The following is a 26,061-nucleotide window of genomic DNA, read 5'->3' as shown; positions in this document are numbered from 1 at the left end:
TGGACCAGGCCCGGGGGATGCGCCTCACAGCTGTCCTGGGTACCCTGGACCGTTGTTTCGCGCGCCGTCCACCCCACCCCGGCGCGGAGGGAGAGAGTCCGTGCGGTTCGTCCTGGCGATCGTCAGTTTCGTCATCGGGGTGCTCCTCGTCGGTCTCGGCGTCGGGCAGCGCACGGTGTTCGCGCCCCCGTCCTCGATCGTCGCCGCGACCAGCGGTACGACGTCCGCCCCGGTGACCGTGATCCCGGGGAGCGTGCTCAACGCCAACCCCGGCTACCAGCGCATCAGCGTCTCCGGCACGGGGAAGGTGTTCGCGGCCTACGGCAGGACGTCGGACGTCGACGCCTGGGTCGGCGACGCCGCACACACGACCCTGCGCTACGACGCCGCAGCGGGCAAGCTCACGGCGCGCACCACCGGGACCGCGACGGAGGTGCCGGACCCGCGGGGCAGCGACCTCTGGTACCAGGAGTACGACGACGCCCGGCAGTTCACCGTGCGGCTGCCCGCGGACGTGTCCCTCGTGGTCGCCTCCGACGGGTCGGCGCCGGCCCCGTCGGACGTCTCCGTCACGTGGCCCCGCGACACCGCGACACCGTCCGTCGGTCCGCTCCTGACCGTCGGCGGGTTGTTCGTCCTCGGTGGGGTCGTCCTGCTGGTCTGGGCGTTCCTGCACCAGCGTCGGTCCCGTGGTCCGCGTCGTCGGAGCGGGGGCGGACGACCGCCGCGTGTCCGTGCCTCCCGTCGTGCCGCCGCTGCCGGCGCACAGGTCCCGGCACGGAGCCGACGCGGTCGTCGGTCCTTCGTGGCCGTGCCGGTGCTCGTCGCCGGTGCGCTCGTGCTGAGCGGTTGTTCATCCGAGTACTGGCCCCAGGGCGGCGACGCGGGCGCGACGCCCACACCGACCGCCACGGCGACCGGCGGTGCCGCACCTGCCCCGGCCACGGCCGCCACGAAGCAGCAGATCTCGCGGATCGTCTCCCGCGTCGCCGACGTCGCCGAGCAGGCGGACGCGGACAAGGACGCCGACCTCGCCGGTACCCGGTTCGCCGGACCGGCCCTGGAGCTCCGGAAGGCCAACTACGCGATCCGGGACGCCGATGCAGAGGCGAAGCCGCTGCCGGCGATCGCGGCGGACGACGTCTGCGTGGCGCTCCCGCAGCAGACGGACTCCTGGCCGCGGACGGTCTTCGCAGTCGTCGCCGCGGACTGCTCCGACGAGCAGACCGCCCCGCAGGCGTTGACGCTCGTGCAGCAGGACGCCCGTTCCGACTACAAGGTGGAGTACGCCGTCTCGCTCGAGGCGGATGCGCAGCTGCCCTCGCTGGCCCCCACCGCGATCGGTGCCGCGCAGCTCGCCCCGGACTCGAAGCTCCTCGCGCTCGCTCCGGACGAGGTGGCGGCGGCCTACGCGGACATCCTGTCCAAGGACGCCGAGAGCCCCTCCGCGGACCTGTTCGCGGGTGACGGCGACGACCTCCGCACCCGGATCGGCAAGTCCTACAAGGACGAGAAGGCGAAGTCGCTGGACGACACGGCCGAGATCGCGTTCTCCTCGGAGATCCCGGACGACACCCCGCTGGCACTCGCCACGAACACCGCGGGTGCGCTCGTCTCCGTGGACCTCGACGAGGTCGAGGAGGTCACGCCGACGGCCACCGGGGCGAAGGTCAACACCGAGGGCGCCGTGAAGGCGCTGTCGGGCGTCGACTCGAGCACGAAGGGCGTGCGGGCGACGTACGGCGTCCAGCTGCTCTTCTCCGTGCCCCCGGTGGGCTCGGACGACAAGATAGAACTCCTCGGGTTCACCCAGGGCCTGATCGCAGCTAGTGAGGTGCAATGACCAACGTCCCCCCGACCCCGTCCAGCCTGCGCGGAGCGGTCGACCTCTCGTCCCTCGTCGACCGCGCACAGCGGCCGCAGACCGCCCCCGCGACCACCGGTGCCGGTACGCCCGCGCCGACCGGTGCGGGACAGCCCGACGGCGTCCTGAGCGTCCCGTCGCTGGTCATGGACGTCACGGACCAGAGCTTCCAGGACGTCGTGCAGCTGTCGACGGTCGTCCCGGTCATCGTGGACATCTGGGCCGAGTGGTGCGGGCCGTGCAAGCAGCTCTCCCCGGTGCTCGAACGTCTGACCGAGGAGTACGCCGGCCGTTTCGTGCTCGCCAAGGTCGATGCCGACACGAACCCGCAGCTCGTGCAGGCCTTCCAGGCGCAGTCGATCCCCACGGTGGCCGCGGTCATCGGTGGACGTCCGCTCGGACTGTTCGTCGGTGCACTGCCGGAGGCCGAGGTCCGCGACGTCTTCGAGCAGGTGCTCCAGGCCGCCGAGCAGAACGGCGTCGCGGGCCGCGTGCAGGTCGACGGCGCTGCGGACGTGCCCGAGGGCGCCGAGCAGGGTGAGCCGGAGCCCGAGCCGCTGCCCCCGCACCACCAGGCCGCGTACGACGCGATCGAGCGCGGGGACTACGCCGCCGCGATCGCGGAGTACCGGACCGCGATCCTGCAGGACCCGCACGACCAGATGGCCGTCGCCGGGCTGGCGCAGGTGTCGCTCCTCGACCGGCTGTCCGGACGGACCGCGGACGAGATCCGCGCCGCCGCGGGAGCCGACCAGCGCGACGTCGCCGCACAGCTCGCGGTCGCCGACCTCGACATCAGCGGCGGGCACGTCGAGGACGCCTTCGGACGCCTGCTCGACCTCGTGCCCACCGTTTTCGGCGAGGACCGCGAGGCACTCCGGGTCCGTCTGGTCGAGTACTTCGAGCTCATCGGCTCCGAGGACCCGCGCGTCGTCGCGGCGCGACGCCGGCTCGCCAACGCCCTCTACTGAGCAGCCGCCGCGGAGCGGCCCCACGACGGACGGGAGGCCCGGTACCAGCTGGTACCGGGCCTCCCGTCCGTCGTCGCGTCGGTGCGCTACTCCGCCAGGCGCAGCCAGACCGCGCCGAGCGGCGGCACCACGAGGTTCGCCGAGGCGGGCCGGCCGGCCCACGGGACGTCCTCGGCCTGCACGGCGCCGAGGTTGCCGACACCGGAGCCGCCGTAGGCCGACGCGTCGGTGTTCAGCACCTCGTTCCACGTCCCCGCGGTCGGCAGACCGAAGCGGTGCTCGACGGGGACGCCCGAGAAGTTGACGAACACGGCGATGCGCTCGTCACCGGCCTTGCGGAGGAAACCGAGCGTGGAGTGCGGTGCGTCGCCGCCCTCGAGCCACTCGAAGCCGTCCTGCGTGGCGTCGTGCGTCCAGAACGCCGGGTTCTCCTTGTAGACACGGTTCAGCTCGGCGACCAGGTCCTGGACACCGCGGTGTCCCGGGTCGTCGAGGAGCCACCAGTCGAGACCGTTCGCCTCGCTCCACTCGCTGGGCTGCGCGAACTCCTGTCCCATGAACAGCAGCTGCTTGCCCGGGTGCGCCCACATGAACGCCAGGTAGGCACGGACGTTCGCGAGCTTCTGCCACTCGTCTCCGGGCATCTTGCCGTAGAGCGAGCCCTTGCCGTGCACGACCTCGTCGTGGCTGATCGGCAGCGTGAACTGCTCGCTGAACGCGTAGACGAACGAGAACGTGATCTCGTCGTGGTGGTAGGAGCGGTACGCGGGGTCGCGCTCGACGTACTGGAGCGTGTCGTGCATCCAGCCCATGTTCCACTTCTGGCCGAACCCGAGCCCGCCTGCGCTCGTCGGCTGCGTGACGCCGGGCCACGAGGTCGACTCCTCGGCGATCATCACGATGCCGGGGTAGCGCTTGTACGCGGTGGCGTTCGTCTCCTGCAGGAGTGTGATCGCCTCGAGGTTCTCGCGGCCGCCGTGGATGTTCGGCAGCCACTCGGTGCGGGAGTAGTCGAGGTACAGCATCGAGGCCACGGCGTCGACGCGGAGGCCGTCGATGTGGAACTCCTCCAGCCAGTACAGCGCGTTCGCGACGAGGAAGTTCCGCACCTGCGGCTGCCCGAAGTCGAACACGTAGGTGCCCCAGTCGAGCTGCTCGCCGCGACGGGGGTCCGGGTGCTCGAACAGTGCGTAGCCGTCGAACTTCGCCAGCGCCCACTCGTCCTTCGGGAAGTGCCCGGGGACCCAGTCCATGATGACGCCGATGCCGGCCGAGTGCAGCCGGTCGATGAGGTAGCGGAGGTCGTCGGGGGAGCCGAAGCGCGCGGTCGGCGAGTAGTACCCGGTGACCTGGTAGCCCCACGAGCCGCCGAACGGATGCTCGGCGAGGGGCAGGAACTCCACGTGGGTGAAGCCGGTGTACTGGACGTGCCCGATGAGGTCGTCCGCGACCTCGCGGTAGCTCAGGCCGGGGCGCCACGAGCCGAGGTGCACCTCGTAGATGCTCATCGGCCGGTCGTGGGTCGTCGACGCGGCACGCTCGGCCATCCACCGGTCGTCGCCCTCGGACCAGGTGTGGTGGGCGCTCGTGATGACGGACGCGGTGAGCGGCGGGACCTCGGTGCGGCGGGCGAACGGGTCCGCCCGCTCCACCCAACCGCTGTCGGTGAGGATCTGGAACTTGTACCGCTGGCCCTCGAGGGCGCCGGGCCAGAACAGTTCCCAGACGCCGAGGTCGTTGAGACGGCGCATCGCGGTCGTGCGGCCCTCCCACCCCTCGAAGTCGCCGATCACACGGACGGCGGTGGCGCGGGGCGCCCAGACGGCGAAGGCGACGCCCTCGACGTCGTCGACGGTCTGCACGTGTGCGCCGAGGTGGTGCCAGAGCTGCTCGTCGCGGCCCTCGCCGAACAGGTGCAGGTCGAGCTCGCCGAGCGTCGGGGCGAACCGGTACGCGTCGTCGGTGGTCCAGGTGGCGTCGTCTTCGTAGTCCGCCTCGACGCGGTAGCGGCCGAGCTCGCCGGTGGTGGCACCGGCCCACACGCCCTCGCCCTCGTGTCGGAGCTCGACGTCGTCGCCGTCCGGACGGACGATCCGGACCGCCGTGGCCAGGTGGCGGACGACGCGGACGCTCGTCCCGCCCTCGACCGGGTGCGGGCCGAGGACGTCGTGCGGCTGCGACCAACGGCCTTCGGCGACCTGCTGGCGGATCCACTCGTCGACCGGTGCGGGGACCGGCTCGGTGGCCGTCGCGGACGCCGTCGTGGTCTGCGGCGGGACCTCCGTCCGGGAGGCGGGGGTCGCCTCCGGAGCGACAGGCGCGTCGCTGGTCAGCCCGCCGGCGAGCGTCGCCGACTCCGGGACGTCCCGGGAGGGCGACTCGGGCTGCGCGGCGGGCGCGCCGGGCAGGTCCTCGCCGGGTGCCGAGGTGTTCGGCTCGACGCGCTCGGTCCGGGGCTGCTCCGACCGACGGGGGAGCGCGGGCGGCGGCGGCGGGACCGGGGGCAGGCCGGGGCCGGTGCCGGGCGTGCCCGCCGCGGGGGCCGACGTGGACGGCTTCTGCTCGGGTGTGGTGTTCGGGTCGGTCATCGGTGCGGTCCTTCCACGACGAGCAGGTGCACGGGCTCCTGGAAGGCATCCAGGCGCACGTAGTTGGCGGAGCCCCAGGTCCAGCGGGCACCGGTGACGACGTCGCGGACGTCGAACAGGGTGCCGGGCTCGAGCCCGAGGGCGGTGAGGTCGAGGTGCACGGTGGTCTCCCGCGAGGAGTGCGGGTCGACGTTCGCCACGACGATGACGGTGTCGTCACGGCCCGATCGGTTGTACTGCCCGGGCAGGTGCTTCGAGTACACGACGATCGCGTCGTCCTCGGCGGAGTGGATCGTGGTGTTCCGGAGCTGGCGGAGCGCGGGGTGCGCCGACCGGAGGCGGTTGAGCATCGTCACGTACGGGGCCAGGCTCGCGCCCTCGGCCTCGGCGAGCGCGAAGTCACGCGGCTTGTACTCGTACTTCTCGTTGTCGATGTTCTCCTCGGAACCCGGCCGGGCGACGTCCTCGAAGAGCTCGTACCCGGAGTACATGCCCCAGGTCGGGGCGCCGGTGGCGGCGAGGGCGGCACGCACCTTGTACCCGGCGCGACCGCCGTACTGCAGGAACTCGGTGAGGATGTCCGGCGTGTTCACGAAGAGGTTCGGGCGCAGGTAGGCGCTCGTCTCGTGGGACAGCTCGTCGAAGTAGGTCTCGATCTCCTCCTTCGTGTTCCGCCACGTGAAGTACGAGTACGACTGCTGGAACCCGGTCTCGGCGAGCGCCCGCATCATCGCCGGGCGGGTGAACGCCTCGGCGAGGAAGACGATGTCGGGGTGCTCGTCGCGGACCTCGCGGATGACCCGCTCCCAGAACCAGAGCGGCTTGGTGTGCGGGTTGTCGACGCGGAAGATCCGGACACCGAACGCGATCCAGTGCCGCAGGACCCGCAGGACCTCGGCGACCAGGCCCTCGGGGTCGGTGTCGAACTGGATGGGGTAGATGTCCTGGTAGCGCTTCGGCGGGTTCTCGGCCGTGGCGATCGACCCGTCGGCGCGGACCGTGAACCACTCCGGGTGCTCGGTGACCCAGGGGTGGTCGGGGGAGCACTGCAGGGCGAAGTCGAGCGCGACCTCCATCCCGGTGTTCTTCGCCGTCTCGACGAAGTCCCGGAAGTCGTCCTCGGTGCCGAGGTCGGGGTGGATGGCGTCGTGGCCGCCCTCGGGGCCACCGATGGCCCAGGGGCTGCCGGGGTCGTCGGGGCCGGCGGTCAGGGTGTTGTTCGGTCCCTTGCGGGCCGTCGTGCCGATCGGGTGGATCGGCGGCAGGTAGACGACGTCGAAGCCCATCCGGGCGACGGCGGGCAGGCGACGTGCCGCGGTGCGGAAGTCACCGCTCTTCCACGAGCCGTCCGGGTTGCGCTTGGCGCCCTCGCTGCGGGGGAAGAACTCGTACCAGGCACCGACTCCGGCGCGGGTGCGCTCGACGTCGAGCAGCTGCGTCGCGGAGCGCGTCCGGAGCGAGGTGAGCGGCGACTCGGCGAGCTCGGCGACGACACGGGGGTCGTCCACGGCGGCGAGGCGCTCGGCCGGGTCGAGGTCCTCGTCCTGCAGGCGGGCCGCTGCGCGGGCGGCCGTGGTCGAGTCGGTCTCGGCGGCGAGTCGCTCGAGGAGCGCGGCGCCGTCGAGCAGGGTCGCGTCGGTGTCGACGCCGGCGGCGATCTTCAGCCGTGCGCCGTGCACCCAGCTCGCCCAGTCGTCGGCGTAGGACTCGATGTGCCACTCCCAGACGCCGACGCCCTCGACCTGCACGGTCGCTTCGTACCGGTCGGTCCCGGGTGCGACGAGGGTCAGCGGGACGGTGCGTGTCGCGCCGTCGGGCCGGACGAGGACGAGGTCGGCGCCGATGACACCGTGTCCCTCTCGGAAGACGGTCGCGCCGAACGTGATCACCTCCCCGTCGAAGCCCTTGCCCGGGAAGCCGTTCGGCGTCGTCGGGGCGAGTTCGGTGATCGGGATGCGCCCGATCTTCGGACGCCGGGGTCGGTCTACGGAGGCCACGGAGCAGACGCTACCCGGCCGGGCCGTCCGTGTTCCCCGTTTGGTGTGTCGGGCCCGGCGGACCGGCCGCGGCGCGACGGATCGTCAGACGACCTCGAAGACGTGGATGCCCGGACCGTAGGCCGTGAACACGGTGCCGGCGGGGCGGTGCCGCTCGTGGTCCCGGTGCTTCTCACTCGACCACGCCAGCCGGTACGCGAAGACGTCCTCGCGGGACGGCAGCGTGATGTCGCGGGTGCGGCCGCTGCCGTGCACGACGACGAGGACGCGGTCGTACGGCTCGTGCTCCGGGGTGGACTCGACGAAGTACTGCAGCGCGCGGTGGATCGGCTGGTCCCAGCCCTCGGCGGTCATCGGCAGCCCGTCCGGGCCGTACCAGGTCATCCGGGACGCCGACGGCGTGGTCTGCCCGGGGACGCCGAAGCGTGACGGACGGAGTGCCGGGTGTGCGGCGCGGAGGCGGGTGAGGGCCGCGACCGTCTCGGTCATCGACTCGGCGTCCTCGTCGTCGGACCAGTCCACCGGGGTCAGGTCCTCGGAGACGACGTACGCGTTGTTGTTGCCGTGCTGGGTGCGGCTGCGTTCGTCGCCCGCGGTGATCATCGGGACGCCCGCGGACAGCAGCACGGTCGCCATGAGGTTCCGCATCGACCGACCACGGGCAGCGCGGACGCCGCGGTCCGCCGTCGGGCCCTCGACTCCGTGGTTGAACGAGCGGTTGTCGTTCGAGCCGTCGCGGCCGTCCTCGCCGTTGGCAGCGTTGTGCTTGGCGTCGTACGACACCAGGTCGTGGAGGGTGAACCCGTCGTGGGCGGTGACGAAGTTGACGCCGGAGAGCGGCCCGCGGCTCCCGAACAGGTGCTGCGACCCGGTCAGTGCGCCGGCGAGGCCACCGATCCCGGTGTCGGGTGAGCCGTGCCGGCGTTCGTCGGCGACGTCCCCGAGCCAGAACTTCCGGACGGTGTCCCGGAAGCCGTCGTTCCACTCGAGGGTCCCGGCACCGAACGACCCGGTGCGCCAACCGTCCGGGCCGACGTCCCACGGCTCGGCGATGACGAGGGTGTCCTGCAGGTCCGGGTGGCTGCGGATGCGGTCGAGCAGCGGGTGCTCGGGGTCGAACCGGTGGTCGGCGTCCCGGGCGAGCGCGGCCATCAGGTCGAAGCGGAACCCGTCGACCTGCACCTCGCGCGCCCAGTAGCGCAGGCTGTCGAGGACCAGGTCGGCGGTCGCCTCCACCGAGGTGTCGAGCGTGTTGCCGCAGCCCGTCGTGTCGTAGTAGGTGTCCGTGTCGGACCACCGGTAGCGGTTCGCGCCGTCGATGCCGCGCAGCGACGTGGTCGGGCCGCCGAGGCCCTCCTCCGCCGTGTGGTTGTAGACGACGTCGAGCACGACCTGGATGCCGGCCTCGTGGAGCAGTCGCACCATGCCCTTGAACTCGCGGAGCACCGCGTCCGCACCCGCTGCCCGTGCTGCGGCCGAGGCGTGCCCGGCGTGCGGGGCGAAGAACCCGAGCGTGTTGTAGCCCCATGCGTTCTCGCGCCCGGCCTCGCGGAGCCAGCGTTCCGTGTCGAACGCCTGCACGGGGAGGAGTTCGAGCGTCGTCACGCCGATCCGCTGGAGGTGCGCGATGGTGCTCTCGTGCGCGACGCCCGCGTACGTGCCGCGGAGGTCCTCCGGCACGACGGGGTTCGCCGCGGTCAGGGTGCGGACGTTCGCCTCGTAGACGACCACGCGGTCGCGGGGCACCTCGGGCTTGCCGACACCGCCCCAGTCGAACGCACCGTCCACGACGACGCTCGTCCACCGGGGGCGGCCGTCCGTGTCGGCGCCGTCGACCGGGTCGTGCCCGGTGGGGACGATGCCCCGCGCGTACGGGTCGAGGAGCGGCAGCGCCGGGTCGAACCCGTGCCGCGGCCCCGTCGGCCCGTCGACGAGGAGGTGGTACGCGTCACCCGCTCGGACGCCGGGGGTGACCGCGGTCCACAGGTCGGAGTCGCCCTGCCGGGTGAGGTCGAAGCGTCCGCGGCCGTCGACGACCACCGCCGCGGCCGTCGCCGTCGCCGACCGGAGCGCGAAGCGCGGGTCGCCGTCGTCGAGCCGGAAGCCCGGGATGGTGTCGATCGCCGTCTGGTACACGACCCCAGGGTACGAGGACACCCGGGTATCCTGAAAACGCTCCAGAAAGGGGTACCCCGTGCCCGTCTACCTCGACCACGCCGCCACGACGCCGATCCTGCCCGAGGCGCTCGCCGCGTTCACCGATGCGTTGCGCACCGTGGGGAACCCGTCGTCCATCCACAGCGCCGGCCAGCACGCCCGCATGCTGCTCGAGGACGGACGAGCGCGGGTCGCCGCGTCGCTCGGCGCCGACCCGGTGGAGGTCGTCTTCACCTCCGGCGGCACCGAGAGCATCAACCTCGCCGTGAAGGGCCTGTTCTGGGCGCGCCAGCGGGACCGACGGCGACCCCGCATCGTGGTCCCGGCCGGCGAGCACCACGCCACGGTGGACACCGTCGACTGGCTGGAGCGCCACGAGGGCGCCGTCGTCGACGTCGTCCCGCTGGACGCGCAGGGTCGGGTCGACCTGGCCGCACTGGAGGCCCGACTCGCCGCCGCGGACGACGTCGCCCTGGTGACGTTCCTGTGGGCGAACAACGAGGTCGGCACCATCCAGCCGGTCGAGCGCATCGTCGCGCTCGCGCACGACGCCGGCGTGCCGGTGCACAGCGACGCGGTCGCCGCCTACGGCCAGGTCCCGGTGGACTTCGCCGCGTCCGGGCTCGACGCGCTGAGCGTGTCGGCCCACAAGATCGGCGGACCGGTCGGCGTCGGGGCCCTCGTGCTCGGGCGTCGCGCCGTCGTCGAGCCGCTCATCCACGGCGGGGGCCAGCAGCGGCAGGTGCGGAGCGGGACCCAGGACGCGCCGGCGGCCGCCGCCTTCGGGGTGGCCGCCGCCTCGCCGCACGCCGACGTCCGGCACCTCCGTGACCGGATCGTCGCCGGGGTCCGCCGCGCGGTCCCCACCGCGGTGCTCATGGGGGACCCGGACGACCGGCTCCCGGGCAACGCGCACTTCACCTTCCCCGGCTGCGAGGGGGACTCCCTGCTCTTCCTGCTCGACGCCGCCGGCGTGGCCGTCTCCACCGGGTCCGCGTGTCAGGCCGGGGTCCCGGAGGCCTCGCACGTGCTGCTCGCGATGGGGCTCAGCGAGGACGACGCGCGCGGTGCGCTCCGCATCACGCTCGGACACACCTCGACGGACGACGACGTCGACGCGTTCCTGGCGGCGCTGCCCGCAGCGGTGGCGCGCGCGGGTGCCGCCGGCATGGCGTCCCGGGAACCGTCGCTCGGACGCTGACCGGCCACCCGGTTCCGCGGGCGACGGGACGGGGCCGGCCCGGTCCTCCCGGCCGGGAAGCGCCGGTAGGATCGGGGACCATGGTCGAACTGGACATCGCCGAACAGGTCAACGCCCTCCGCGTGACCTTCGGGAACATCCGCTCGGTGGTCGATGTGGACCGCCTCGAGCGTGAGATCGCGGAGCTCAGCGAGCAGGCCGGCGCGCCCGACCTGTGGGAGGACACCGACCACGCGCAGCAGGTGACGAGCGCGCTCGCGCACCGGCAGGCCGAGCTGAAGAAGCTCACGGCCACCGAGCAGCGCCTCGACGACCTCGAGGTCCTGGTCGAGATGGCGAACGAGGCGGAGGACCAGGAGTCCGCCGACGAGGCGCTCGCCGAACTCGCCGCGATCACCAAGACCATGGGCGAGCTCGAGGTGCAGACCCTCCTGGACGGCGAGTACGACGACCGTCCCGCCGTCATCACGATCCGTGCCGGCGCCGGCGGTGTCGACGCCGCGGACTTCGCCGAGATGCTCATGCGCATGTACCTGCGGTACGCCGAGCAGCACGACCAGAAGGTCACCGTGATGGACACCTCCTACGCGGAGGAAGCGGGCATCAAGTCCGCCACGTTCGAGGTCGACGGTCCGCACGCGTTCGGCACGCTGTCGGTCGAGGCCGGCACGCACCGCCTCGTCCGGATGTCGCCGTTCGGTGCCGCCGGCAAGCGCCAGACGTCCTTCGCCGCGGTGGAGGTCATCCCGCTCATGCCGGAGACCGCGGTCATCGACATCCCGGAGAACGACATCCGCGTCGACGTGTTCCGGTCCTCCGGCCCCGGCGGGCAGTCCGTCAACACGACCGACTCGGCCGTGCGCCTGACCCACATCCCGACCGGCACCGTCGTCTCGATGCAGAACGAGAAGTCGCAGATCCAGAACCGTGCCGCCGCCATGCGCGTGCTGCAGTCGCGCCTCCTGCTCCTGAAGAAGGAAGAGGAGAACGCGAAGAAGAAGGAACTCGCGGGCACGATCACGGCCAGCTGGGGCGACCAGATCCGCAACTACGTGCTGGCCCCGTACCAGATGGTCAAGGACCTGCGCACCGACTACGAGGTCAACAACCCCTCGGCGGTGTTCGACGGCGACCTCGACGGCTTCATCAACGCCGGGATCCGCTGGCGCAAGCGCCCGGACGAGGACTGACCTGCACGAGTCCACGGGGTCGTGAGCCGCGCGCCTGGAGCAGGATCACCGGATCGCGACCTACCCTGATCCGGTCATGATCAAATTCGACCAGGTCACCAAGGTGTACTCGGGCAACCCGAGTCCCGCTCTCGACAACGTCACCCTCGAGATCCTCAAGGGTGAGTTCGTCTTCCTCGTCGGTGCGTCCGGCTCCGGGAAGTCGAGCTTCCTCCGGCTCGTCCTCAAGGAGGAGAAGCCCTCCCGCGGGCAGATCCACGTCCTCGGACAGCGTCTCGGCGCGCTCTCGTCCCGCAAGGTCCCGTACTTCCGCCGCAACCTCGGCGTGGTGTTCCAGGACTTCCGGCTGCTCCCGAACAAGAACGTGTTCGACAACGTCGCGTTCTCGCTGCAGGTGATCGGCAAGAGCAAGGGCTTCATCAGCGAGTCCGTCACGGACGTGCTCAAGCTCGTCGGGCTCTCCGGCAAGGCGACCCGGATGCCGCACGAGCTCTCCGGCGGTGAGCAGCAGCGCGTCGCGATCGCCCGTGCCGTCGTCAACAAGCCCGCGGTCCTGCTGGCCGACGAACCGACCGGCAACCTCGACCCGACGACCTCGGCGGGCATCATGGCGCTCCTCGAACGCATCAACCAGGGAGGCACGACGATCCTGATGGCGACGCACGACGCGAGCATCGTGAACCAGATGCAGCGGCGGGTCATCGAGCTCTCCGGCGGCACGGTCCTCCGTGACGAGCAGGCCGGCGGGTACCAGACCCAGGCCCTGCCGATCCAGCGCGGCGGCGTCTCGAACACGACCGGCATCCAGACGATCCCGGGGCTCATCCGATGAGGCTCGGACTCGTCATGGCCGAGGTCGGTTCCGGTCTCCGACGGAACGCCTCGATGGTGGTGTCGGTCGTCCTCGTGACCTTCATCTCGCTGACCTTCGTCGGCACCGCGATCCTGCTCCAGATGCAGATCAACCAGATGAAGGGCTACTGGTACGACCGGGCCCAGGTGGCGGTGTACCTGTGCACCGACACCGACACGACCGGCAACTGCACCGGCGCGAAGGCGACCGCCGACCAGCGGGACCAGATCAAGCAGCAGCTCGACTCGTCCACGCTCCAGCCGTACATCGAGAAGTCCTACTTCGAGGACCAGCAGGACGCGTACACGCGGTTCAAGCAGCAGTTCAAGGACTCCCCGGCCACGGAGTTCGTCAAGCCCGAGTACCTCAACGAGACCTTCTGGGTGAACCTGAAGAACCCGTCGCAGGCGGACGTGCTCGTGGAGAGCCTGTCGAAGGTCGCGGGCGTGCAGAGCGTCGTCGACCAACGCGGGTACCTGCAGCCGATCTTCAACCTGCTCAACGCCTCGTCCTACACGGCCATCGGCATCGCGTCCCTGATGCTCGTCGCCGCGGTGCTGCTCATCGCGACGACGATCCGCTTGTCCGCGTTCTCGAGACGCCGGGAGCTCGGGATCATGCGGTTGGTGGGGGCGTCGAACCGGTTCATCCAGACACCGTTCGTGCTCGAGGGCGTGATCGCCGCTGCGGTGGGAGCGGTCCTGGCCGGCGGCGCGATCCTGGCGGTGGTCTGGTTCTTCGTCCGGAACTACCTGACGAAACGCTTCTCGGGCACCGCGTTCATCGGCATGGACGACGCGGCGGTCGTGGTCCCGGCGGTGATCGTCATCGGGGTCGTCCTGGCGGCGCTGTCGGCGTCGATCGCGATCCGCCGCTACCTCAAGGTCTGACCGGGCGACGCCCGCGGACCCCGGACGGGCCCGCGCACCGGGAAGGTGCGCGGGCCCGTCCGTGTTCGATATGCTGGGCGGCTCGCACGGGCGAGTGCACACCATCGAGAAGGAGCCGGGCATGGCGAAGGAACGCGGGGAGAAGGTCGTCGCGACGAACCGTCGTGCGCGCCACGACTACCTCATCGAGGACACGTACGAGGCCGGCATGGTGCTCAGCGGGACCGAGGTGAAGTCGCTGCGGGAAGGCCGAGCGTCGCTCGTGGACGGGTACGCGTTCGTCGACGCGGGGGAGGCGTGGCTCGACGCCGTGCACATCCCCGAGTACACCGAGGGCACGTGGAACAACCACGCACCGCGGCGGAAGCGCAAGCTGCTCCTGCACAAGCAGGAGATCGTGAAGATCTCGCACAAGACCGCGCAGGGCGGGTACACACTCGTGCCGATGAAGATCTACTTCTCGGACGGCCGGGCCAAGGTCGAGATCGCGGTCGCGAAGGGCAAGCGCGAGTTCGACAAGCGCCAGGCGCTGCGCGAGAAGACCGACAAGCGCGAGGCCGAACGGGCCATGCGGTCGCGCAACCGACTCGGCGAGTGACCAGGCGGGCCGACTAGCGTTGATGCTGTCCGGTCGGTAGACTGAACAGCTGCCTGACCCGGAGGTCTCCGGGGACGGGCTTGGCAACTCAACAGCGTGACAGTGGTCCGCACGACGGCCTGCATGGGGATGATCGGTTTCGACATCGCCTGTGTGCCGACGGGAAGCGGGCCGAGGACCCACGGTCATCTCGTCAACGATCCGTGGAAAACAACAAGTGCCAATTCCAAGCGCACTGACTTCGCTCTCGCTGCGTAAGCAGCCCAGCACATGAAGTCCGTCGGCCAGGTGATCGTTCCCTAACCTGAGTCCGGCGTCATCAAGGGGACTTGCTGCGCGGTTGTGCCTCAGGGCCGTGCGGGACGTGCACTGAGACTGGGCCTGTCGTCCGAGAAGCCGGTAGCAACGGACGGGGCCGAGCAGAACGAACATCCGGATACGCCCGTAGAAGACGTCGAATTGCAGCGATGGACGGGGGTTCGATTCCCCCCATCTCCACCACCTGCCGATCGTCGGACCACTGTCACGTGAGTCGCCACAGAACGCCCCGCACCGTCCTCGGACGGTGCGGGGCGTTCTGCGTGTCCGGGCCCGTTGCGCAGGCGCGGGTGCGCGTCGCCGGAGCGGCCGGGTGTGAGGACTACGTTCGAGGGCACGGTTCCGCGTCCGCGGTGCCGTACCCGAGCGAGAGGTACCCCGTGCAGGAGATCGCGATCCGAGTCCGTCTGCGACAGCAGGACCGTCTGGGCCTGGCCGAGTACGAGCGCATCGTGGGGTCCGTCGCCTCGGTCGCGGCCGTGGTCGCGTGGCTGCCGACGCCGGAGGCCCGTCTGGTGTTACGCGGGCGCGGCGCGGAGCCGGTGCGGCTCGAGACGATGTCCTACGGCGCGGTCTTCGAGATGCTCGTCGTGATGGACCAGCGGAGCCCCGCGGTCGAGCAGGCGGCGGCAGCGGTCGCGGCGCTCGTCGAGACCGTGCGGCACGAGCACGTCGAGGACGACATGGCGGGGACGGCCGGCGCGCTCGACCGTCTCGACCGCGCGGCGCCGCGTGGCCGGAGCCAGCCGGAGCGTGCGCTGCGGACTTTCCTCGAAGGGGCACGTGCGGACGCCCTGGCCCGCCGGTCGACGACGCGGCTCCGTGCCGCCCAGGCCCTGGTGCGTCTCGCCGGGTCGGGCGCCGAGATCGTCGTCGAGCGGATCGAGGACGCGCTCGCGACCGAGGTCGAAGGGCAGGCCGTCGGGACCATCACGGACACCGGTGCCTCGGTCGTGGTCGAACCGGTCGACGGTGTCGACGGTCCCGGTGTCGACGGTTCCGGTGCCGACGCTCCCGATGCCGACGCGCAGAAGCCCGGTGGGAAGAAGAAGTCAGGCGGGAAGAAGTCGGACAAGAAGGTGAGCGGGAAGAAGAAGTCGGGCGGGAAGGACAGCGGGAAGAAGAAGTCGGACGGGAAGAAGAAGTCCGACAAGAAGGACAAGTAGCCCGTCCCCCGGGGGTCAGAAGTCGAACAGGTTCGACCGGAGCCCACCGTCGCCGTACTCCCGGCGTAGCAGCCCGCGCTGCCGGAGCACCGGCACCAGGTCCCCGAGCATGCGGTACACCTGCGCCGGGTGCAGGTCGCCCGACAGGATCACGCCGTCGTTGTCCGCGTCCGACCCGAGTTCCTCGATGAAGTCCGCGAACTCCTCCGCCGTCCCGACGAACCCGGACCGGTCGGCGACGCGGCCGAGCCGGGCCTTCCGGGTGAGCAGTTCCCGGAGCGGTGCGTCCGGGGTGTCCCCGACGAGTCCGCGGACCGTGCCGGCGGACACGTGGTCGGCGAACGTGCCCTCCGGGATCGGCGCGTCGAGGTCGAGCGCGAGCAGGTCGGTCTCCGCGTCGCTCGACCAGGCCAGGGCGGCGGCGCGGAGGTCGTCGTCCGAGGGGTGCCGCGAGGCCTCGACGACACGGTCGGCCTCGGCCGCCGAGGACACCACGACGGGCTTCAGGACGAAGAGGACCCGCACGTCGTCCGGGCCGCGACCGGCGCGGACGGCCGCGTCGTGCACCGTCCGCCGGTACGCCGACACCGCCGCCGCGGAGAGCGGGGCGAGGGCGAGCTGCACGTCGGAGTGCGTCCCCGCGAAGCCGAGCCCGCGTCCGGACCCGCCGGGGGAGACCACGACGGGGTCCGTGGCGAGCGGGAGGGCGTTCAACGGCCCGGTGGTGCGGAAGTGCTCGCCCGCGTGGCTGAACGCGTCGAGGCGGTCGCCGTCCGCGAAGTGCCAGTCGGCCTCGGACCCGACGTACCCGTCGCCCCACGAGTGCCAGAGGCGGCGGAGCAGACCGGTCCACTCCTCGGCGCGGTCGTAGGCGACGTCGTGCGGCACCGGGTCGAGGCCGGCGTGCCGGGCGCTGCCGACGTCGGTGACCACGTTGACCCCGAGCCGGTCGGAGGACAGGTGCGCGAGGGTCGCGAGCTGCCGGGCGGCCAGGTACGGCGGCGTCACCCCGGCGTTCACGGTCGGGGCCATGCCGATGTGCCGGGTCGCCGCGAACAGCCACGGCGCGAGGAGGAGCGGGTCGTGCTTTGGGCCGCCGTACGCCTGGCGGATCCGGAGGTCGAGCGTCGCGGGGTTCCCGAGCGAGATCGCGTCCTCCGCGATGACGAGGTCGAACCCGGCGTCCTCGAGCGCCCGGACGGACTGCTGGTACAGGTCCGGCTTCGTCCAGTCGTGCCCCCAGTGCCAGTCCGGCCGACCCCACGCCTGCGGACCGAAGCCGCGCGAGAAGAAGTAGCCGATGTGCTGCATCCGGGCCATCAGCGCACGCCTGCCGGGGCCGGGACGCCGACCGTCGCGCCGTCCGTCGCGGGGTCGGGGCGAGCCTCCCGGCCGGGTTCGGCGAGCGCACGGACGGCCGCGAACCCGCGCTCCAGGTCGCGGATGAGGTCCGCGACGTCCTCGATCCCCACCGACAGGCGGACGAGCCCGTCGTGGATGCCCTGCGCCGCGCGCTCCTCCGGGGTCCGTCCGGCGTGCGTCGTCGACGCGGGGTGCAGCACGAGCGACCGGACGTCGCCGAGGTGGGTCATCCGGCTGAAGAGCCGGACCGCGTCGATGAGGGCGTGCGCGGCGACCTCGCCGCCGGCGAGCGTGAAGGCGAACACCGACCCGGCACCGCGCGGCAGGTAGCGACGGGCGAGGTCGTGGTACGGACTGGAGGCGAGCCCCGCGTGGTCCACGCTCGTCACCTCCGGCTGCGCCTCGAGCCAGGTCGCCACGGCGAGCGCGTTCGCGACGTGGCGTTCGACGCGCAGCGACAGGGTCTCGATGCCCTGGCGGAGGAGGAACGCGTTGAACGGCGACGGTGTGGGGCCGATGCGGGCGGCGACGACGTGCCGGGCGTAGGCGATGAACGCGCCGCGTCCGTACCGGTCGGTGTGGCTCGCACCGCCGAGGGCACGGTCCGACCGGGTCAGGTGCGGCCAGCGCTCGGGGGTCACCGTCCAGTCGAAACGGCCGCCGTCCACGACGACACCGCCGAGCCCGGCGCCGTGGCCGGAGAGGAACTTCGACGCGGAGTGGATCACGACGTCGGCGCCGTGGTCGACCGGCTGCACGAGGTACGGGGTCGCGAGGGTGTTGTCGACGACGAGCGGGACGCCGGCTCGGTGCGCGACCTCCGCGACGCCGGCGATGTCGAGGACGTCGTTCTTCGGGTTCGGGATGGTCTCCGCGAAGAAGAGCTTCGTCTCCGGGCGGACCGCGGCGGCCCACGCGTCGAGGTCACGCGCGTCGGTGACGAAGTCGACCTCGATCCCGAGTCGTCCGAGGTTCTGCAGCAGCAGTCCGCGGGTGCCCTCGTAGATGCTCGACGCGCTGACCACGTGGTCCCCGGCGGCGAGCAGCCCGAGGAACGCGACCGTCGCCGCCGCCTGTCCGCTGCCGACGAGGACGGCCTCGGTGCCGTGTTCGAGGAGGGCGATGCGCCGCTCGACGTCCCCGTTCGTCGGGTTGCCGAGCCGCGTGTACGTGTAGCCGTCGTCGGTGCCGGCGAAGCGGTCGCGAGCCTGCGCGGCGTCGTCGAACAGGAAGCCCGAGGACATGTGGATCGCGGGGACGCGCGCGCCGTGTCCGGTGTCCGGGAGGAACCCGCCGTGCACCTGCTCCGTCGCGAACCCGGGTCGCTCGTCCGTCATCCGTCCACCTCCGTGCTGCCGCCCCGCGCTCTCGGGTCTGCTGTGGGCGGTACTCTCGCAGGCCCCGGCGCCGGGGGGAGCGAACACGACGTCGCGTTACGGCATCCCGGGTGCGGCGTCCGTCGGTCCGGGTGTCCGGCTACGCCCCGACGACCGCCCGGACGCCCACCACGACGGTGTCCCACACGGCGAGCAGCGGTCCGCGGGCGGCCCACACCGCGACGCCGTTGACGCCGAGGAACAGCACGAACCAGACGACGGCGGGCAGGCGCATCTCGGCGGCGGCGATGTGGAAGTCGGTCTGGACGCGGGCCCCGGTCAGCAGCCAGCGGAGCACCTGGAGCAGCGAGCGGAGTCCGTCGACGAGGAACGCGGCGCCGAGGGCCGCGACGACGAGCAGGGTGAGGTCGGAGGGGCGGAGCGCCACCCAGAGGGCGAGGGCGTCGAACCCGACGACGACGAGCAGGCCGAACCAGTTCCGGACGAACGCCAGGGCGACGAGACCGACGACGCCGAGCACGACGACCGGGAGCCAGGGCGTGCCCACCACCGCGCCGGTGACGAGCAGTGCCCCCGCCCAGAGCGGTGCGCTGTACCCGGCGAAGAGGTTGAGCACCCGGACGAGCCACCGCACGGCCCCCGGGACCCGGCCCAGCGACACCCACGCCTCACCCGAGCCGTCCGCGTGCAGGTCGATGCGCCGGATGCGACCGCCGAACGGCACGACGACGACGCAGTGGCCCACCTCGTGGGCGATCGTCGCGGCGAGGCGCGCGATCCGGCCGAGGAACGGCAGGAGGGGGAGCACGGCGCCGATGAGCAGGGCGCCGGACACGGCGGAGGCGGGCAGGGCGGTCAAGGCGCCATCGTCCCAGACCGCCCGCTGGTGTTCACTGGGAGTCCGGCGTCACCCCAGCAGTGCCACCAGGTGCGAGCGTGACCGGGCGCCCACCTTCCGGTAGATCTGCGTGAGGCGCAGTTCGACCGTTCGCTGCGACATGTACAGCGACGAGGCGATCTCGCGGTTGCGGTACCCCTCGGTCACCTTCTGCACGACGGCACGCTCCTCCGCGGTGAGCAGGGGGAGGACCGGGACGGCGTCCGGGGCGCTCCGGGGCGTGGTCGGCGACGGAGCGGTGCGGAACCGGGTCGCACTCACCGGCGCCGTACCGCTCGCCTCCGCGTGCACCCCGACGCCGTCCACGACGACGGCGTGGACCGGGGGCATCGCGACGTCGCCCTGCGGTGCGACGAGCGGACGCCGCAGCCCCGCGGCCTCGAAGGCAGCCGCAGCGGTCGTACCGAGTCGGGCGCGGTCCGGGCCGGTGCTCGTCGCAGCGAGCGCGGCCAGCGTGCGGCCACGCTCGTACTGCGGGTCCGTCGGCTCGAACAGCTCGAGCGCCCGGTACCGTGCGGCGTCACGCGTGTCCTCGTCGGCGACGAGCGCGAGGCTCCTCGCCAGCACGAGCGCGCCCCAGCGCGACGGGTGCGCACGGTGATCGGCCGCGAGCCGAGCGGTCGTCGACCGCGCGTCCTCGGTCCGGCCGAGCCGGACGTACGTCTCGACGAGGTCGCCGAGGTGACGGAGGACCGTCGGGTTCCGCAGCGTCCGACCGATCGCGTCCGCGGTCTCGAGCGCGGTGACCGCCTCGTCCAACCGGTCCTCGGACAGCAGGACCCGCCCGCGGAACGCGTGCAGCTTCGCCGTCGCACCCCAGAGCCCGCTCGTGGACCGGTCCGCGAGGCACCGGTCGAGGACGTCGAGGGCCGCGAAGGGATGTCCTTCGAGGAAGTGCCGCCACGCGATCGCGATCGCCCGCGACGGCTCCCGGAGGCGCTCGACCACGCTCGACCCGGACTCCCAGGCGTCGATGGCCCGGTGCGCGAGGCGGAAGTCGCCGGACCGCACCTCGTTCTCCGCGGAGAGGTACCGCGCGGCCTCGAGCCACACCGGCGCGGTGTGCGTGGACCGGGTGAGGACCAGGGCGAACACACGGCGGGCGCTCCGGTGCCGATCGGACAGGCTCAGCGCGTGCGCGAGCATGAGCAGCGCCGGGTCGGACAGCGCGAGCAGGCTCGGCGTCGCGAGTCCGTCGTGCAGGTCCCGGTCGGCCGGCAGGTGACCGGCGATCGCGGCCACCATGGTGCGGGCGGCCTGGAGGACCTGTGCGGTCGGTGTGGGGAGGTCGTGCTCGTACGGTTCGGCGCGCTCCAGGAGTTCACGGGCCTGGTCGAGCTCCCACGCCTCGGCCCGGAAGCTCGCGACCATGGCCACGAGGCCCGTCACGGCCAGGGCCTCGTCGTGGTCGCCGGCGTCGGCCGGGACGATGAGCTCGTCGGCCACCACCGCTTCGCCGCTGAGGTACTGCACCGAGTAGTGCAGGCGGAGGCGGCGGACGTCGTCGAGGCGGGAGGCGAACGGCTCGATCGCCGCGAGGTACCGCGCCGCGTAGCCGAGGAGACGGCGCGTGAGCAGCACCTCCGCGACGGCCAGGAGCGCCAGGTGTTCCGGCTCCGAGCGCGTCCCGACGTGCAGGGCCCGTTCGGTGAGCGTGACCGCGGCGCCGGGTTCACCGTCGGCCGCGTACTCGCGCGCCGCGTGCAGGAGCGCCACGGCGTCGGGCTCGTCCGCGGTGAAGCTCCGGTGCCAGGCAGCGGCACGCGGGTCCGAGGTGTCGGCGGACGCGGCCAGCCCGGCGTGGGCAGCACGACGGTCACGGGCGGGCATCTGCCAGTGCAGCCAGGACCGCACGAGCGGCGAACGGACGGCGATCGACTGCCCGCGGACCGTGACGAGACCGAGTGCGGCGAGGTCCTCCACGACGTCCCGGTCCCACTCCGGCCCGACCGCGCGGGTGACGGGCACCAGGGCCAGGCGGGCCAGGACCTCGAGGTCGCGGGTGCCGGTCCCGGCGACGGCCGCGGCGGCGATCCGGCCGGTGGTCTCGGTGGGTCGCAACGGCAGCACGAGCGGCTCGGAGCCGAGCAGCTGGTCCCGACTGAGCACGTCGAGCTGTTCGCGGAGCACGCCGGGGTTGCCGGCGGTCTGCTCGGCGACGACCGCCAGCACACCGTCGTTCGCGTCCTCGGCGACCATGCTGCGGGCGAGCAGCAGCGTCTCGTCCGCGGGCAGGGCCTCCAGGCGCATCGACGGCAGTGCCGTCAGCGGCCCGTCGGACGGGAGGCTCGCCACCGTCGCCACGATCCGCAGCGACGTGCCGACCAGCCGACCGGCGAGGAACGCGATGAGCGTCTGGCTCGCCGCGTCCATCCGGTCGAGGTCGTCGATGAGGACGAGCGTCGGCGGGAGCTGCAGCACACGCAGCGTCGCGAGGAGCTCGTGCGCCACGACGATCGCCCGGGACGGGTCCGCGTCGCGGACCGACGCGAGGATCCGTGTCACGTGCGCGGCGGCCCGGGGGTCGTCGAGTGCGCCGAAGAGGGTCGTCACGCCGCTGAGCGGCCAACGGGACTCGGTCCCGTTGACGCCGATGCGGACGACGGGGACGGGGACGCGGCCACTGGCCGCGTCGAGGACGCTCGTGCGTCCGGAGCCGGGGTCGCCGACGACGACCAGCGCGGACTCCCGGGGGAGTACGGCGAGGGTCGTGATCCGGTCGACCTCAGTGCGTCGGCCGGTGAGTTCCATGCGGACTCACCGGCCTCCGGCGCCAGGGACGGGGGAGCAGGACGGGTCGGCCGGGGAGCCGACGGCGGGGGATCCCGCGGCGGGGTGGGTGGCCCCACGGTGGGAGGTGCCGGTGTGCATCGGGTGGGTGGCCCGGGACACTGGCAGGGTCGATGTGTGGACGGATCGCGGACGACGAGCCTGGGTGGGCTCGGTCCCGCTCGGGAACGATGAATCCATCGTCGTGGTCACCCCTCGGGTTAGGGCAGTCGGACGAGATGACGGTGGGTCCGTGGTGACCGGGACTAGGGATCCCGACGAGTACTGACCTGCCGCCACGAGAACGGTAACCCACCATCGGTCGTGCTGGAGGAACCGTCAGTCCGATGCGCCGATAGGCGTGCCCCCAGAACGGGGGGGGGTGACGGCGGCGCTGGGGCGAGCAGCGTCGCAGGTGCCCCGTCAGCGGTCAGGCCCGGCGGATCACCTCGACGACGGCGTCGTGCACGAGGCCGTTCGAGGCGAGCGCACTGCCGTGCCACGGACCGGGGTCGCCGTCGAGCGAGGTGAGGCGGCCGCCGGCCTCCTCCACGATCGGGACGAGGGCGGCGATGTCCCACGGCTTGAGGTCCGGTTCCCCGGCGACGTCGAGGACCCCTTCCGCGACCATCATGTACGACCACATGTCGCCGTAGGCGCGGGTGCGCCAGACCCGTCGCGACAGCGTGACGAGGGCGTCGAGCCGGTCGTCGTCGTCCCACTGCTGCAGCGAGTTGTAGCTCAGGCTCGCGTCCCCGAGGGCGGCGACGCCGGACACGTGCAGCGGTCCGTCGAACGAGTGCGCGCCGAGGCCCGCCGCCGCCCACCACCGCTTGCCGAGGGCCGGTGCGCTGACCACCCCGAGGACGGGACGGCCGTCCACCGCGAGGGCGATGAGCGTCGCCCACACCGGCACGCCGCGCAGGTAGTTGGCGGTGCCGTCGATCGGGTCGACGACCCACTGGCGGTGTCCGGCGCTCACGGCCTCCTCGCCGGTGTCCGCCGTGGTCTCCTCGCCGAGGAAGGCGTCCTCCGGGCGCTCCGCGGCGAGCCGCTCGCGGAGGGCGCGCTCGACGGCCTGGTCGGCGTCGGTGACCGCGGTGTGGTCGGCCTTCTCCGTGACGTGCAGGTCGGCGGCGCGGAACCGGTCGAGGCTGATCGCGTCGGCGGTGTCGGCGAGGGAACGGGCGAATGCCAGGTCGGCGCTGAGGTCCACGGGTCGAGCGTAGCGGCGGTCCGGCGGACCCCCGCACGACCCGGCCGAGTGGGTCCACCCGACGCCGGGGGACGCCGTGCGGGGTAGCTCACGCCGTGCCGGGGTCCTCCGCGCCCATCCCGGTGAGGAGCGCCCGGAACGAGTCGAGCCGCTCGATCCCGGTCGGCCCGAGCTCGCCGCCCGCGACCCGGTCGACGATCTCCCAGTCGTGCGCCTGGTGCAGCGGGATGCCGTCCGGGGCGTCCTGCACCGGCACCGCGTGCGAGGCGAACGCGCGGAACACGTTCTCCGGCTGCACGTGCCCGAGGCCGAACGACCGGACGCCGGGGGTGTCGATGACCCACCCGCCGTCCCGCACCCGGAGGGCGACGGACGACGAGGACGTGTGGCGGCCGCGCCCGGTGACCGAGTTGACGACGCCGATCGCCCGCGTGGAGCCGGTCAGCGCGTTGACGAGGGTGGACTTGCCGACGCCGGAGTGGCCGACGGTGACCGTCACCTTGCCGTCGAGGAGCTCGTGCAGCGCCTCGAACGGCACATCGTCGGCCCGGCTCGTCACGATGCGCAGGTCGAGGCAGGCGAAGTGCGCCAGGAACGGCGCCGGGTCGGCGAGGTCGGTCTTCGTGATGCAGAGGACCGGGTCGAGGCCGGCGTCGAACGCCGCGACGAGGTACCGGTCGATGAGGCGCGGCCGGGGTTCCGGGTCCGCCGAGGCCACGACGATGAGCATCTGGTCGGCGTTCGCCACGATGACGCGCTCGACCTCGTCCGAGTCGTCCGCACTCCGCCGGAGCAGGGTCGTCCGCTCGGCCACCCGGACGATGCGGGCCAGCGAGCCCTCGCTGCCGGAGACGTCGCCGGTGAGCGAGACGTGGTCGCCCGTGACGACCGACTTCCGGCCGAGCTCGCGGGCCTTCGTCGCGGTGATGACGTGCTCCCCGTCCGCGTCGGTGACGAGCACGCCGAAGCGTCCGCGGTCGACGTTGGTGACCCAGCCCGACGGCGCGTCCTCGTACGTCGGCCGGGTCTTCGTCCGGGGTCGGTTGCCCTTCGGGTTCGGCCGGACGCGGACGCTCGACTCGTCGTACTGGCCGTACGGCTCGTCCTCGTCGCCGCCGTCGGTGTCGTCCCACCAGCTCATGCCGGCGCCCCCTCTGCTGTCTCGGCCGCACCCGCTGCTCCCGTGACGTCGGTGTCCCGGTCTGCCGGAGCGGTCCGGCCCGCCGTGGCGACCAGGTCGGCCCACAGCTCCGGGAACTGCGGCAACGTCTTCGCGGTGGAGCCGATGTCGTCGACCGCGACGCCCTCGGTCACCAGACCGACGACGGCGCCGGCGGTGGCCATCCGGTGGTCCTCGTACGCAGCCCAGTCACCGCCCGAGAGCCGCGCCGGGTCGATCCGGAGGCCCTCCTCGCGCTCGGTGACCGTGCCTCCGAGCCCGTTGAGGTCCGCCGCGAGCGCCGCGAGCCGGTCCGTCTCGTGCCCGCGCAGGTGCCCGATGCCGGAGACCTCGCTCGGGCCGCCGGCCAGGGCCGCCAGCGCGACGAGTGCCGGGGCGAGCTCGCCGCCGCGGGTCAGGTCCAGCTCCAGACCCGGCAGGGAGGCGCCACCCCGGACCCCGACGCCGCCGTCGAACACCAGGTCCGCACCGTCCCGCGTCACGGTCGCGCCCCACAGCGGCAGGAGCGTCTCGAGGTCGGCACCGACCTGCGTCGTCTCGGTCGGCCAGGTCCGGATCCGGACCGTCCCACCGGCGACGAGTGCGGCGACCGCGAAGGGTGCGGCGTTCGAGAGGTCCGGTTCGATCGTCACGTCCCGTGCCGCGATGGGTCCGGGGTGCACGACCCACTCGCCGACGCCCGGCTCGTCGACGCGGACGCCGCGGGCACGGAGGACCGCGACCGTCATCGCGATGTGCGGCATGCTCGGCAGCCTGTCGCCGACGTGCCGCAGGTGCAGGCCCTCGTCGAAGCGGGGCGCGGAGAGCAGCAGGCCGGAGACGAACTGGGAGGACGCCGAGGCGTCGATCTCGAGCGTCCCACCCCGGACCGAACCGCTGCCGACGAAGGTGAAGGGCATCGCGCCGCCGTCGTCGTCGGTGACGTCCACGCCGAGGTCGACGAGCGCGCGGATGATCGCAGCCATCGGTCGCTTGCGGGCGTAGGGGTCACCGTCGATCGTGACCGGTCCCTCGGCCAGTGCCGCCAGGGGCGGCAGGAAGCGCATGACGGTGCCCGCGAGGCCGCAGTCGACACGGACACCGCCGTGCATGGCGGCGGGCGTCACGCGGAGGTCCGGTCCGTACGGGTTCGCCGGGTCACCCGCGACCGGCTCGACCTCGTCGATGCCGACGCCGAGCTGGCGGAGCGCGGTCGTCATGAGGGCGGAGTCCCGGGAGTGCAGGGGCAGCCGGATCGTGGAGGGGCCGTCGGCGAGCGCGGCGAGGACGAGCTCGCGGTTCGTCAGCGACTTCGACCCGGGCAGGGCGACGTCCCCGGCGAGCGGGCCCGGCGCGACGGGGGCGGTCCAGGGGCGGGAATGCGTCGTGGCTGCCATCGGTTCACCACACTACTGAACCCATCGGGAGGAGCACGGTGATCGCACTCGCACCGTCACGACCGGCCGCCGCGGACCAGCTGCCGACGGTCGTCACGACGTTGACCGAGCCGCAGGGCCCGGACGTCCT

18 protein-coding genes and 1 other RNA gene are annotated in these 26,061 nt (G+C 72.4%); 9 read left to right on the top strand and 10 right to left on the bottom strand.

Translation table 11 applies throughout. The annotated features are described in order from the left end of the window. Nucleotides 1–100: 100 nt before the first annotated feature. Together DEJ34_RS09425 and DEJ34_RS09420 are read left to right on the top strand one after the other, a co-directional pair. Nucleotides 101–1,843, top strand: a complete 1,743-nt coding sequence (locus tag DEJ34_RS09425) for a DUF8094 domain-containing protein (protein ID WP_110825182.1) — start codon at nt 101–103, stop codon at nt 1,841–1,843. After that, nucleotides 1,840–2,835, top strand: coding sequence for a tetratricopeptide repeat protein (locus tag DEJ34_RS09420; protein WP_110911911.1), 996 nt, complete (start codon nt 1,840–1,842; stop codon nt 2,833–2,835). The genes DEJ34_RS09425 and DEJ34_RS09420 overlap by 4 nt, the downstream gene beginning before the upstream one ends. Before the next feature lie 86 nt (nt 2,836–2,921). Here the strand turns inward: DEJ34_RS09420 and glgB are convergent, their stop codons facing one another. From glgB to DEJ34_RS09405, 3 genes are all read right to left on the bottom strand, one after another. Continuing rightward, nucleotides 2,922–5,423 (bottom strand): 1,4-alpha-glucan branching protein GlgB, encoded by a 2,502-nt coding sequence (gene glgB / locus DEJ34_RS09415; protein WP_258367550.1) that lies wholly within the window; start codon nt 5,421–5,423, stop codon nt 2,922–2,924. Beyond that, nucleotides 5,420–7,420, bottom strand: coding sequence for an alpha-1,4-glucan--maltose-1-phosphate maltosyltransferase (locus DEJ34_RS09410; protein ID WP_110890922.1), 2,001 nt, complete (start codon nt 7,418–7,420; stop codon nt 5,420–5,422). The genes glgB and DEJ34_RS09410 overlap by 4 nt, the downstream gene beginning before the upstream one ends. Before the next feature lie 84 nt (nt 7,421–7,504). Next, a complete protein-coding gene (locus tag DEJ34_RS09405) occupies nt 7,505–9,577 on the bottom strand; it encodes a glycogen debranching protein (protein WP_258368401.1) in 2,073 nt (690 codons plus the stop codon). Between the two features lie 37 nt (nt 9,578–9,614). Between DEJ34_RS09405 and DEJ34_RS09400 the strand changes: the two genes are divergently transcribed. The 7 genes from DEJ34_RS09400 (at nt 9,615) to DEJ34_RS09370 (ending at nt 15,793) form a co-directional block, all read left to right on the top strand. Next, nucleotides 9,615–10,778 (top strand): cysteine desulfurase family protein, encoded by a 1,164-nt coding sequence (locus DEJ34_RS09400; protein WP_110901481.1) that lies wholly within the window; start codon nt 9,615–9,617, stop codon nt 10,776–10,778. 80 nt (nt 10,779–10,858) lie between these two features. Next, nucleotides 10,859–11,968, top strand: coding sequence for a peptide chain release factor 2 (gene prfB, locus DEJ34_RS09395; RefSeq protein WP_110825178.1), 1,110 nt, complete (start codon nt 10,859–10,861; stop codon nt 11,966–11,968). A 76-nt stretch (nt 11,969–12,044) separates the two neighbouring features. Next, nucleotides 12,045–12,800 carry a cell division ATP-binding protein FtsE gene (ftsE, locus tag DEJ34_RS09390; protein WP_110825177.1) on the top strand — a complete coding sequence of 252 codons (756 nt, stop codon included), beginning with the start codon at nt 12,045–12,047 and terminating at the stop codon, nt 12,798–12,800. Continuing rightward, complete coding sequence (gene ftsX, locus DEJ34_RS09385) at nt 12,797–13,711, top strand: permease-like cell division protein FtsX (RefSeq protein WP_110825176.1); 915 nt, start codon at nt 12,797–12,799, stop codon at nt 13,709–13,711. Before ftsE ends, ftsX begins: the two co-directional genes overlap by 4 nt. A 121-nt stretch (nt 13,712–13,832) precedes the next feature. Next, a complete protein-coding gene (smpB, locus tag DEJ34_RS09380; RefSeq protein WP_110825237.1) occupies nt 13,833–14,309 on the top strand; it encodes an SsrA-binding protein SmpB in 477 nt (158 codons plus the stop codon). Nucleotides 14,310–14,434: 125 nt separating this feature from the next. Beyond that, nucleotides 14,435–14,810, top strand: a transfer-messenger RNA (tmRNA) gene (gene ssrA, locus DEJ34_RS09375). Nucleotides 14,811–15,007: 197 nt separating this feature from the next. Further along, nucleotides 15,008–15,793: a hypothetical protein gene (locus DEJ34_RS09370; protein ID WP_146236953.1), complete on the top strand. Its 786-nt coding sequence runs from the start codon at nt 15,008–15,010 to the stop codon at nt 15,791–15,793. A 15-nt stretch (nt 15,794–15,808) separates the two neighbouring features. Here the strand turns inward: DEJ34_RS09370 and DEJ34_RS09365 are convergent, their stop codons facing one another. The 7 genes from DEJ34_RS09365 to aroA form a co-directional block, all read right to left on the bottom strand. Continuing rightward, nucleotides 15,809–17,113, bottom strand: a complete 1,305-nt coding sequence (locus DEJ34_RS09365) for an LLM class flavin-dependent oxidoreductase (RefSeq protein WP_110911913.1) — start codon at nt 17,111–17,113, stop codon at nt 15,809–15,811. Continuing rightward, on the bottom strand, nt 17,113–18,492 hold the full coding sequence (locus DEJ34_RS09360) for an O-acetylhomoserine aminocarboxypropyltransferase/cysteine synthase family protein (RefSeq protein ID WP_110911914.1): 1,380 nt from the start codon (nt 18,490–18,492) through the stop codon (nt 17,113–17,115). Before DEJ34_RS09360 ends, DEJ34_RS09365 begins: the two co-directional genes overlap by 1 nt. A 139-nt stretch (nt 18,493–18,631) precedes the next feature. Then, nucleotides 18,632–19,351: a M50 family metallopeptidase gene (locus DEJ34_RS09355; RefSeq protein WP_110901477.1), complete on the bottom strand. Its 720-nt coding sequence runs from the start codon at nt 19,349–19,351 to the stop codon at nt 18,632–18,634. Between the two features lie 48 nt (nt 19,352–19,399). Beyond that, nucleotides 19,400–22,141, bottom strand: a complete 2,742-nt coding sequence (locus tag DEJ34_RS09350; protein WP_110901476.1) for a helix-turn-helix transcriptional regulator — start codon at nt 22,139–22,141, stop codon at nt 19,400–19,402. A 448-nt stretch (nt 22,142–22,589) separates the two neighbouring features. Next, nucleotides 22,590–23,375, bottom strand: a complete 786-nt coding sequence (locus DEJ34_RS09345; protein WP_110825170.1) for an inositol monophosphatase family protein — start codon at nt 23,373–23,375, stop codon at nt 22,590–22,592. Nucleotides 23,376–23,463: 88 nt separating this feature from the next. Further along, nucleotides 23,464–24,516 (bottom strand): ribosome small subunit-dependent GTPase A, encoded by a 1,053-nt coding sequence (gene rsgA, locus DEJ34_RS09340; protein WP_110825169.1) that lies wholly within the window; start codon nt 24,514–24,516, stop codon nt 23,464–23,466. Next, nucleotides 24,513–25,931: a 3-phosphoshikimate 1-carboxyvinyltransferase gene (gene aroA, locus DEJ34_RS09335; RefSeq protein ID WP_110911915.1), complete on the bottom strand. Its 1,419-nt coding sequence runs from the start codon at nt 25,929–25,931 to the stop codon at nt 24,513–24,515. Before aroA ends, rsgA begins: the two co-directional genes overlap by 4 nt. Nucleotides 25,932–26,061 lie beyond the last annotated feature (130 nt).

The sequence above is a fragment of the Curtobacterium sp. MCPF17_050 genome, from assembly GCF_003224435.2.
Taxonomy (GTDB): domain Bacteria; phylum Actinomycetota; class Actinomycetes; order Actinomycetales; family Microbacteriaceae; genus Curtobacterium.
Note: the sequence above shows the minus strand (reverse complement) of the source record. Positions and strands in the feature narration are given on the sequence as shown.